The following is an 11,401-nucleotide window of genomic DNA, read 5'->3' on the forward strand; positions in this document are numbered from 1 at the left end:
GGAGGCTGTTTCTAGCTGATGAAATACCGCTGAGCCATCGGCAGCTCGCTCACGGGCTGGCATGTGAGCGTCTCGCCGTTAACGGACACCGTGTACGTGGACGGATGGACCTCGATGTGCGGCGTCTCCCCATTCAGCACCATATCCTTTTTCCCGACCGATCTGCAATTCATGACGGGCAGCAGCCGCTTGGTCAGCCCCAGCTCCTCCAGCGTACCCTTGTCCAGGGACACCTGGGACACGAACGTCGCGCAGCTGGCGGAGCGCGCCTGGCCGTAGCTCCCGAACATTGGCCGGTACATATAGGGCTGTGGAGTGGAGATAGAGGCGTTGGGGTCCCCCATCGCCGCATGGACGATCATGCCGCCCTTCAGCACCAGATCCGGCTTCGTTCCGAAAAATGCCGGCTTCCACAGAACAAGATCCGCCAGCTTCCCGACCTCGATGGACCCGACATACCGGGAGATGCCATGCGTGATCGCCGGGTTAATCGTATACTTGGCAATGTAGCGCTTCACCCGATGGTTGTCGGCTTTGCCGTCTCCGTCCAGAGCGCCGCGCTGCTTCTTCATCTTATCAGCAGTCTGCCAGGTTCGTGTCGCCACCTCGCCCACTCGTCCCATCGCCTGCGAATCCGAGCTCGTCATACTGATGGCGCCGATATCATGCAGAATATCCTCTGCTCCGATGGTCGTCTCGCGAATTCGGGAAGCGGCGAAGGCGACATCCTCTGGAATACGCGGGTCCAGATGATGGCACATCATCAGCATATCCATATGCTCATCAATCGTATTGCGCGTGAACGGCATGGTCGGACTTGTCGAAGAGGGCAGCACGTTCGGCATGGAAGCTACCCGCAGCAGGTCAGGCGCATGTCCACCTCCCGCCCCTTCGGTATGGTAGGTGTGAATCGCTCGGCCATTGAAGGCCCGCAGGCTGTCTTCGACGAAGCCCGCCTCATTCAGCGTATCCGTATGAATATTGACTTGAATATCGAATTTCTCCGCCTCACTCAAGCATTTGTCGATGACATACGGCGTGCTGCCCCAGTCCTCGTGAATTTTCAGGCCGCCGACGCCCGCATGCACCTGCTCGGCCAACGCCTCCGACCGGGAGCTGTTGCCCCGCCCCAGCAGCACAAAATTCATCGGCAGCGAATCGATTGCTTGGAGCATTCGGCGAATATGCCACACACCGGAGGTGCAGTTCGTCGCCAGCGTCCCCGTCGCCGGACCGGAGCCTCCGCCAATCATCGTCGTCACCCCGCTCTGCAGCGATACCTCAATCTGCTGCGGACAGATGAGATGGACATGGCTGTCCACGCCGCCTGCTGTGACGATCAGATTCTCGCCCGAGATGACCTCTGTGCCGACGCCGATGTACATATTGGGGGTAACCCCATCCATGATGAACGGATTGCCCGCCTTCCCAATCCCGCTTATCAAGCCGTCCTTGATGCCAATGTCCGCCTTCACAATACCCCAGGTGTCGATAATAATCGCATTGGTAATAACCGTATCCAGCACGCCTTCATCACGGGTTGCCAGCGGATGCTGGCCCATGCCGTCGCGCACGGTTTTGCCCCCGCCGAATACACATTCGTCGCCATACACGGTGAAGTCCTTCTCGATCTCGATCCGAAGCTCGGTATCCGCCAATCGTACCCGGTCGCCTGTAGTTGGTCCATACATACTGGCATACGTCGCCCTGTCTATCGTCTTCATACCTCGACCCCCTTGTTCATTCGGCCGGCAAAGCCGAAGATTTGCTTAGAGCCGCCTACCTCGACAAGCTCAATGTCTATCGTCTCGCCCGGCTCGATTCGTATAGACAAGCCAGAGGGGATATCCAGCCGGAACCCCTCGGTGCCTGCCCTGTCGAAGGAAAGTGCCGGGTTTGCTTCGTAAAAGTGAAAGTGCGAGCCAACCTGAATGGGCCGGCTTCCGGTATTCGTCACCTGACGCGTCAGCCGCTTCCGTCCGGGCAGCAGCACAATAGGATCGTCGGCGAATTCATATTGGCCGGGATAGGCTTGCACCGTTGCCGCTATAGGGCTATGTACGGTGACCAGCTTCGTGCCGTCGGGGAATGTCGCCTCCACCTGCACCTCGCTTATTAATCCCGCCACCTCGTCCATGACCTGCTCGGGCTTCAAGAGATGGCGAGCCTCCTCCATCAGCTCGCCCACACTCTTGCCGTCTCTAGCTCCCTCCATAACGAAGCCTGCAATGTAGGCAACCGCCTCCGGGTAGTTCAACTTCACGCCGCGCGCCAGGCGCTTCTGTGCCATGTCTGCCGCCAGATACATCAGCAGCTTTTCCTTCTCCTGCATGGTAAGGTTCATAGGTCAGCTCCCTCTCCGTTTCTTATCATCTTGCTCCATGAATATTGCAGATCGTAACATCCCCTTTGAGATACTGTCAATATTTAGTTGTTAATTTATCTAACATAAAATAAGTCTTTATTCGACATACAATGTCATTATTTGTCGATTGAATTATAATGAGTGAGGTTAGTGTTATATATTGACTGTAACGATGAGAAAACTCTGCAAAAATTTGATCAAAACAAATATTAATGTCAGGTACATTGACATTAAACTCAACACGAAACTATAATATAGACGCGAACGAATGGAAGTCCTTTCCTAGGAATCGTTCGGAAAATATAGAAGAACTGGGGAGTGGAGAGATGAAAAAGAAGAAGTGTTTGGGTAAAAGCAGCTTGTTGGTGATCGCTCTTAGCATGATGTTAGCCGGCTGTGGGAACAACAATACGCCTGCTTCTACAAGCGAGTCCGAAGCGCCGAGCGCAAGCGAAAGCGCCGAGGGGGAAATCAAAGTCGGCATACTCCATTCACAGAGCGGCACCATGGCGATTAGCGAGGTGTCCGTCATCGATGCCGAATTGATGGCGATTGAAGAAATTAATGCAAATGGCGGCGTGCTTGGCAAACAAATCGTACCTGTTGTCGAGGACGGAGCCTCCGACTGGCCAACCTTTGCCGAGAAAGCGCGCAAGCTGATCTCCGAGGATAAGGTCGCCACTGTGTTCGGAGGCTGGACCTCCGCCAGCCGCAAAGCGATGAAGCCCGTGTTCGAGGAGCTGAACGGGCTGCTCTGGTATCCGGTGCAATACGAAGGGCTGGAGGCGTCGCCGAACATTTTTTACACAGGAGCCACAACGAACCAGCAGATCGTACCATCCGTCAGCTGGCTGCTGGAGAACCGCGGCAAGAAGATGTACCTCCTTGGGTCTGATTATGTATTCCCCCGCACGGCCAACCTCATCATCAAAGAACAGCTGAAAGCGGAGGGCGGCGAGCTCGTCGGCGAAGAATATACGCCGCTTGGGCATACCGACTTCAGCACGATTATTAGCAAGATCAAGCAAGCTGATCCCGATATCGTCTACAACACGCTGAACGGCGACAGCAACGTCGCATTTTTTAAGCAGCTGAAGGATGCAGGCATTACAGCCAGCGATCTGACCACCTTGTCCGTTTCCGTAGCTGAGGAAGAAATTCGCGGCATCGGAGTCGATGTGCTGGAGGGGCATCTGGCGGCATGGAACTATTATCAGACGACGGACACCCCCGCTAACCAGACATTTGTCGACAATTATAAGAAAAAGTACGGCGACGACCGCGTAACGGCCGACCCTATCGAAGCTGGCTACATAGCCGTCTATCTGTGGGCAGCAGCCGTTGAGAAAGCAGGCTCCACAGATGTGGAGAAGGTGAAGGAAGCGGCCAAGGGGCTGGAGCTGGATGCCCCGGGCGGCAAGGTGATGATTGACGGCGAAACCCAGCATATTTACAAAACGGTGCGGATTGGCGAGGTGCAGGCGGATGGCCAATTCAAGGAGCTCTGGAATTCGGGCGAGGCCGTAAAGCCGGATCCCTATTTGAAGGGCTACGAATGGGCGGCCAGTATTCAGCCAACGGATTAATCTCACAGGAATTACAGTCGGATGGGGAGGAGTATTCGGCAAGACCGGATACTCCTTCCGTTCATGAGGATGGGCGAGGGGAGCGATATGATGGAGGTATTTCTGCTTCAGCTGTTTAACGGACTTAGCGTCAGCTCCATTCTGCTGCTGGTTGCGCTGGGGCTGGCGATTACATTCGGCCTGATGAAGGTCATTAATATGGCGCATGGCGAGCTGATCATGATCGGCGCCTATTCGACGTATTTAACTCAGAACATCTTTATGGATTATTTGCCCGCCTCAATGTTTAATGGGTATTTCTTGCTCGCCATTCCCGTCAGCTTCGGCATTGCGTTTGTGTTCGGCTACATCCTGGAGTTTTCCCTGATTCGCTTCCTATACGGAAGGCCGCTGGACAGTCTGCTGGCTACCTGGGGGGTCGGGCTCGTGCTCCAGCAAGTCGCGCGCTCCATCTTCGGAGCGCCTAACGTTGCTGTGAAGAGTCCTGCCTGGCTGGACGGGGGACTCTCCATTATGGGCGGCACCCTCCTGCCATACAAGCGGCTGTTCATTATCGGACTCGTTGTCGCTTGTCTGGTCGTGATGTATCTCTACATCTATCGAAGCCATGCGGGCCGGCGAATGCGCGCCGTTATGCAGAATCGCGACATGGCCGCCTGCCTGGGCATATCGACTCGCCGCGTGGACTCCATCACGTTCGCAATTGGCTCCGGCATCGCAGGCATCGCAGGCTGCGCCCTTACACTGCTTGGCCCGATCGGTCCATCGCTCGGCACTTATTATATTGTGGATGCGTTTATGGTTGTCGTGCTCGGCGGAGTCGGCAAGCTGATCGGAACCGTACTCGGGGCGTCGGGAATCGGTATGTTCAACACCCTGTTCGAATATTGGACCAACGCTTCGCTCGGGAAGGTGCTGGTGTTCGTCTGTATCGTGGCGTTCCTGCAATGGAAGCCGATGGGGCTTGTCGCCATGCGTACTCGTTCCCTGGACTCATGATAAGCGCTATTTTTAGGAGGAGGAAGGTGAAGGATGTATGCTGTTTACGAAAATAACCCCCCAGCGCCTATGGCTGCTCGCCGGATATGCAGCTGCCGCAGCAGCGTTGTTCCTGGCGCCCATGTTCATCAGCGACTTCCGGCTTAACCTGCTGGCCAAGTTTTTGGCCTTTGCCATTGTGGCGTTAGGCCTCGATCTCATATGGGGCTATACCGGCATTCTGAGCCTGGGCCATGGCATCTTCTTCGGTCTCGGCGCCTATGCGATGGCCATGTACCTGAAGCTGGAGGCGAGCGGCGGGAAGCTTCCCGACTTTATGGGATGGAGCGGCTTGTCGGAGCTGCCGATGTTCTGGGTGCCGTTCCAGCATTTTGGCTTTGCTGTAGCAATGGGATTGCTGATCCCGGCATGCCTCGCGCTTGTTTTGGGGTATTTTACATTCCGCAATCGCATTCGAGGCGTATATTTCACCATTCTGACGCAGGCTCTTGTGATCATTACGACAACGCTGCTGATCGGGCAGCAGGCGTTCACAGGCGGCACCAACGGCGTAACCGGCTTCTCCACCTTGCTTGGCTCCTCGCTGGGCTCGCCGGATACGAAGCGGATGCTGTATTGGATAACCGCAGCTGTGCTCATTGCCGTCTTCGTGTTGTGCCGGATGATCGTGGCAAGCCGCTTCGGCAAAGTGCTGCGGGCGATTCGGGATGGCGAAAACCGCGTCCGGTTCATCGGTTATAATCCCGCGGTGTACCAGACGGTGATCTTCTCGGTATCCGCCGCGATCGCTGGCCTAGCGGGCATGCTGTTCGTTCTGCATGTCGGCATCATCTCCCCTTCCATGCTGGGCATTGTGCCCTCCATTGAGATGATTCTGTGGGTCGCCATCGGCGGTCGGGGCACGCTGATCGGGGCGGCCATTGGCGCTATTCTGATGAATTGGGCCAAAAGCGAGTTCAGCACCGCATACCCGGAAGGCTGGACGATGTTCATGGGGCTGCTGTTCGTCATCGTCGTTGTGTTTATGCCTCGAGGTGTGACCGGTCTTGTCAGCCAGCTTAAATTCCGCAGAAGAAGGAGGGAGCCTCAGCATGATGCCATCCGCCATACTGCAGTGTGACAATGTGACGGTCGAATTCGACGGCTTCAAAGCGGTGCAGGGTATGAGCCTGCAGCTGCTCAAGGGGGAGCTGCGCTTCCTCATCGGTCCCAACGGGGCCGGCAAAACAACCATGCTCGACGTCATCTGCGGCAAGGTCCGTCCATCCTCGGGGCAGGTGACGTTCGACGGGAGCATCGACATTACCCGCAAGAAGGAGCATCAGATCGCCCAGCTTGGCATAGGCCGCAAGTTCCAAGCGCCCTCTATCTTCCCGTCCATGACCGTATTTGAAAATCTGGAGATCGCCATGCGCCAGAGACGCGGCGTATTCTCGACGCTGTTCGCCAAGCTGAACACCGAGGAATCGGACCGCCTGTACGCTCAGCTGGGGATGATCGGTCTTCGTGACAAGGCCAGCTTCCGTGCGGGCGGACTCTCCCATGGCGAGAAGCAATGGCTCGAAATCGGCATGATGCTGATGCAGGAGCCGGAGGTGCTGCTGCTGGATGAGCCCGTTGCGGGCATGACTGACAAGGAGACGGATAAGACCGGCGAGCTGCTGAACGAGATCGCGCTGGAGCGCTCCGTCGTTGTGGTGGAGCACGATATGGAGTTTGTCCGCAATTTTGCCAGTAAGGTAACGGTTATGCATGAGGGTAGGCTGCTGAAGGAAGGCTCCATGGATGAGGTGCAGGGCGATGAGCGAGTAGCGGAAGTGTATTTGGGGAAAAGGCGGGATGCCGATGCTGGCCGTTCAACAGCTTGAAGCCGGATATGGGGAAAGCGTCATTCTTCGGAACGTGACGCTGAAGGTGAAGCCGGGCCAGGTCGTCTGCCTGCTCGGACGCAATGGCGTCGGCAAAACGACGCTCATGAAAAGCATCATGGGGCTATTAAAGGCACGGGGAGGCACCGTTACCTACAACGGCTCCGACTTGACGAGGAAAGCGCCCGGCTTCCGGGCCAGAAGCGGAATCGGCTACGTGCCTCAGGGGAGGGAAATATTCGCGCAGCTGACCGTCTATGAGAACCTGCTGCTGGGTCTGGAGGCCTCCCGAGATAAAGCGACTGCCGTGCCCGAGGCGGCGATCGCCAAATTCCCTGTTCTGCCGACCATGTTCACTAGGCGAGGCGGCGACTTAAGCGGCGGCCAGCAGCAGCAGCTGGCCTTCGCTCGGGCCTTGGCTTCGAGGCCCGAGGTGCTGCTGCTGGATGAGCCCTGCGAGGGCATACAGCCCTCAATCGTCGAGGATATCCGGGACGTTATTCGATCCATCAAATCGGACGCCAAGACGTCGATTCTCCTGATCGAGCAAAGCCTCGAATTCGCCAAGAGCGTCGGCGATTATTTCTACGTGCTGGAGAAAGGCACCGTCGCTTGGGAAGGCGAGCTGCACGCGTTAACCGACGAGGTGATCCGGAAATATCTGACGGTTTGAACCGCAAGCTTGGGTGGAGTAGCCCTCCATTTAAGGATTGGGAGCTGCTCCACTTCCGGCTACCATTATCCTCCCATACCTTCCGGTGGATCATTCGATCCGCCATTTGGCTTCGCAGCGTACACCATGTTCTCCTGATATATGGGCGCCGTGACGCCTCCCGCAATGATTACTGCGGCTATTAGAATAGCTATGATTCGCTTCATCTGTGTCACCTCTTTCATTGAAACGTTCTTTCATTGAAACGTTTAATTGAAACGAGATATATAACTCGCATCGTATTAGATACCAACATTGTATAACTGTCGCCCTGTTGGCGTAAGGATGAACTTTTTTCACCCCGTTGGCTTCGGCAACTATTACTCCGCACCGGCACTGAGTATGCATCGAAGCTAACTCGTGCCGGTCGTCGACTGAACCTGTCTCTAAATGCCGGGTCATGCTCCGTAGCGTCTGAATTCACCTCAAACACCGAGTCACGTTCCGTAGCGTCTGAATTTACCTCAAATGCCGGGTCACGCTCCGTAGCGTTACTATAAATACAGAAAACTAACTCCAGAGGCCCCTAGTCACACTCCCTGCGGTGCAGCCTGCGAATAATGCTGCAATAGTGCATCATTTTCTTACATTTGTTTGCTCAAACGAGGAATTGCTGCGATTATACATCATTTCAAGCACACTTCTACCTTACACGACCACACATCGCCTATAATCCTGCACATTCGCATCAATTTGACCCTACACTAACTTTCCGAGCATTAATTACTGCAGGATTTGCAGGATTTACTCGTCATTCGCCTTCTACTGTATATAGAGCGCAACATTCATCATCGTAAAGGCCGGATCATGCTCCGTCACTTATGAATTCAGCCTCAAACACCGAGTCACGTTCCGTAGCGCTACTTTAAATATAGAAAGCTAACTCCTGAGGACCGCTGGTTACACTCCCTGCGGTGCAGTGTTCGAATAATGCTGCAAATGTACATCATTTTCTTATATTAGCTTACTCAAACGAGGAATTGCTCGATTATACATCATTTCAAGCACCGTCCCACCTTACACGTCCACACATCGGCTATAATCCTGCACATTCGCATCAATTTGACCCTACACTAACTTTTCGAGCATTAATTACTGCAGATTTGCAGGATTTACTCCTCCTGTACCTTCTATTGTGCATAGCGGTAGGTATCCTTCATCATCGTAAAGGCCGGATCATGCTCCGTCGCGTCTGAATTTACCTCAAATGCCGGGTCACGCTCCGTAGCGTTACTATAAATACAGAAAACTAACTCCAGAGGCCCCTAGTCACACTCCCTGCGGTGCAGCCTGCGAATAATGCTGCAATAGTGCATCATTTTCTTACATTTGTTTGCTCAAACGAGGAATTGCTGCGATTATACATCATTTCAAGCACACTTCTACCTTACACGACCACACATCGCCTATAATCCTGCACATTCGCATCAATTTGACCCTACACTAACTTTCCGAGCATTAATTACTGCAGATTTGCAGGATTTACTCGTCATCCGCCTTCTACTATATATAGCGCGCAACATTCATCATCAGGTTACTTAGGTTCGACCACAGCAATAAAACTGCCACAGTAATCTGTGAAAGGTCATTCGTGCTTGGCAAAGTACATTCCGCACTGGGCTTGGGCTACTCGTGCTTGGCAAAGTCCATTCCGCACTGGGTTTGAGTTTACTCCGGAGCGATTCCTTCCCCAGTCGGCGTCTGAACCTACCTCTAAATGCCGGGTCATGCCTCGTCGAGTTACTTCGATCAAAGGTTCAGACACTCTCCCAGTAGGGAGAGGAACGTCTCCACGCACAAAAAGACCTACCGTAAATGAATACGGTAGGTCTTCTGTGCTTGGCGACGTCCTACTCTCCCAGGACCCTGCGGTCCAAGTACCATCGGCGCTGAAGGGCTTAACGGTCGTGTTCGGTATGGGAACGCGTGGTTCCCCTTCGCCGTCATCACCAAACGTCAATGTTTGCACATTGAAAACTGGATACGAAAGTTTGCTGAACTTTAGCTGTCATAAGCATATGCTTACGATGTGTGTTTCCTCTCGGAAACACTTTAGGATAAGCCCTCGACCGATTAGTATTCGTCAGCTGCACACGTTGCCGTGCTTCCACCCCGAACCTATCAACCTCGTCGTCTTCAAGGGGTCTTACTAAATTGGGAAATCTCATCTTGAGGGGGGCTTCACGCTTAGATGCTTTCAGCGCTTATCCCGTCCGTACTTGGCTACCCAGCGGTGCTCCTGGCGGAACAACTGGTACACCAGCGGTACGTCCATCCCGGTCCTCTCGTACTAAGGACAGCTCCTCTCAAATTTCCTGCGCCCGCGACAGATAGGGACCGAACTGTCTCACGACGTTCTGAACCCAGCTCGCGTACCGCTTTAATGGGCGAACAGCCCAACCCTTGGGACCTACTTCAGCCCCAGGATGCGATGAGCCGACATCGAGGTGCCAAACCTCCCCGTCGATGTGGACTCTTGGGGGAGATAAGCCTGTTATCCCCAGGGTAGCTTTTATCCGTTGAGCGATGGCCCTTCCATGCGGTACCACCGGATCACTAAGCCCGACTTTCGTCCCTGCTCGACTTGTAGGTCTCGCAGTCAAGCTCCCTTATGCCTTTGCACTCTTCGAATGATTTCCAACCATTCTGAGGGAACCTTTGGGCGCCTCCGTTACATTTTAGGAGGCGACCGCCCCAGTCAAACTGCCCGCCTGACACGGTCCCTGTACCGGATTCACGGTACCAGGTTAGAACTCCGATACGATCAGGGTGGTATCCCAAGGACGCCTCCACCGAAGCTGGCGCTCCGGCTTCATAGGCTCCCACCTATCCTGTACAGATCGTACCAAAGTCCAATATCAAGCTGCAGTAAAGCTCCATGGGGTCTTTCCGTCTTGTCGCGGGTAACCTGCATCTTCACAGGTATTAAAATTTCACCGGATCTCTCGTTGAGACAGCGCCCAAGTCGTTACGCCATTCGTGCGGGTCAGAATTTACCTGACAAGGAATTTCGCTACCTTAGGACCGTTATAGTTACGGCCGCCGTTTACTGGGGCTTCGGTTCACAGCTTCGGGTTACCCCTAACCGCTCCCCTTAACCTTCCAGCACCGGGCAGGCGTCAGCCCGTATACTTCGCCTTACGGCTTCGCACAGACCTGTGTTTTTGCTAAACAGTCGCTTGGGCCTTTTCACTGCGGCCCCCTCGGGCTATTCACCCTACCGAGGCACCCCTTCTCCCGAAGTTACGGGGTCATTTTGCCGAGTTCCTTAACGAGAGTTCTTCCGCGCGCCTTAGCATGCTCTGCTCGCCTACCTGTGTCGGTTTGCGGTACGGGCACCTTGATCTCACTAGAGGCTTTTCTTGACAGCCGGAGTACATGACCTTCGCTACTGCAATTTTCGCTCCCCATCACAGCCCAGCCTTACAGTTGGCGGATTTGCCTACCAACTAGCCTCACTGCTTGGACGGACTATTCCATCAGTCCGCGTCACTGCCCTTCTGTGTCACCCCATCGCTCAAACGATTTTCGGTGGTACAGGAATATCAACCTGTTGTCCTTCCACTACGCCTTTCGGCCTCGCGTTAGGTCCCGACTTACCCTGAGTGGACGAGCCTTCCTCAGGAACCCTTAGGCTTTCGGCGGACAAGATTCTCACTTGTCTTTTCGTTACTCATACCGGCATTCTCACTTGAATGCTGTCCACCAGTCCTTACGGTCTGACTTCAACCTACATTCAACGCTCCCCTACCCAAGTACCCTAAGGTACATGCCATAGCTTCGGTGGTGTGTTTAGCCCCGTTACATTTTCGGCGCAGAGTCACTCGACCAGTGAGCTATTACGCACTCTTTAAATGGTGGCTGCTTCTAA

The 11,401-nt window shown here is 54.4% G+C and carries 8 protein-coding genes and 2 rRNA genes (1 of these 10 running past the window's edge); 5 read left to right on the forward strand and 5 right to left on the reverse strand.

Going from position 1 to position 11,401, the window contains the following annotated elements; genetic code table 11:
* Positions 1-11 precede the first annotated feature (11 nt).
* On the reverse strand, positions 12-1,724 hold the full coding sequence (ureC, locus tag AB1S56_RS22800) for an urease subunit alpha (protein ID WP_340871005.1): 1,713 nt from the start codon (positions 1,722-1,724) through the stop codon (positions 12-14).
* Entirely contained in the window at positions 1,721-2,344 is a 624-nt protein-coding gene (gene ureA / locus AB1S56_RS22805; protein WP_340871006.1) for an urease subunit gamma, read from the reverse strand. Before ureA ends, ureC begins: the two co-directional genes overlap by 4 nt.
* A 347-nt stretch (positions 2,345-2,691) precedes the next feature.
* Here ureA and urtA point away from each other — a divergent pair, with 347 nt between their 5' ends.
* The 5 genes from urtA to urtE all read left to right on the forward strand — a co-directional run bounded on the left by urtA (position 2,692) and on the right by urtE (position 7,491).
* Positions 2,692-3,951 carry an urea ABC transporter substrate-binding protein gene (gene urtA / locus AB1S56_RS22810; RefSeq protein WP_340871008.1) on the forward strand — a complete coding sequence of 420 codons (1,260 nt, stop codon included), beginning with the start codon at positions 2,692-2,694 and terminating at the stop codon, positions 3,949-3,951.
* Between the two features lie 90 nt (positions 3,952-4,041).
* Complete coding sequence (gene urtB, locus AB1S56_RS22815; protein WP_340871019.1) at positions 4,042-4,950, forward strand: urea ABC transporter permease subunit UrtB; 909 nt, start codon at positions 4,042-4,044, stop codon at positions 4,948-4,950.
* Positions 4,951-4,987: 37 nt separating this feature from the next.
* A complete protein-coding gene (gene urtC / locus AB1S56_RS22820; protein WP_340871009.1) occupies positions 4,988-6,070 on the forward strand; it encodes an urea ABC transporter permease subunit UrtC in 1,083 nt (360 codons plus the stop codon).
* Positions 6,042-6,818: an urea ABC transporter ATP-binding protein UrtD gene (gene urtD / locus AB1S56_RS22825; protein ID WP_340871012.1), complete on the forward strand. Its 777-nt coding sequence runs from the start codon at positions 6,042-6,044 to the stop codon at positions 6,816-6,818. Before urtC ends, urtD begins: the two co-directional genes overlap by 29 nt.
* Positions 6,796-7,491, forward strand: coding sequence for an urea ABC transporter ATP-binding subunit UrtE (gene urtE, locus AB1S56_RS22830; RefSeq protein ID WP_340871013.1), 696 nt, complete (start codon positions 6,796-6,798; stop codon positions 7,489-7,491). Before urtD ends, urtE begins: the two co-directional genes overlap by 23 nt.
* Before the next feature lie 65 nt (positions 7,492-7,556).
* On the opposite strand, the gene AB1S56_RS22835 is transcribed toward urtE, so the two are convergent.
* The 3 genes from AB1S56_RS22835 to AB1S56_RS22845 form a co-directional block, all read right to left on the reverse strand.
* Positions 7,557-7,697, reverse strand: a complete 141-nt coding sequence (locus AB1S56_RS22835) for a hypothetical protein (RefSeq protein WP_340871014.1) — start codon at positions 7,695-7,697, stop codon at positions 7,557-7,559.
* A gap of 1,670 nt (positions 7,698-9,367) precedes the next feature.
* A 5S ribosomal RNA gene (rrf, locus tag AB1S56_RS22840) occupies positions 9,368-9,484 on the reverse strand.
* A gap of 99 nt (positions 9,485-9,583) precedes the next feature.
* Positions 9,584-11,401, reverse strand: a 23S ribosomal RNA gene (locus AB1S56_RS22845) (it continues 1,114 nt past the right edge of the window).

Source organism: Paenibacillus sp. PL2-23 (genome assembly GCF_040834005.1).
Lineage (GTDB): Bacteria > Bacillota > Bacilli > Paenibacillales > Paenibacillaceae > Pristimantibacillus.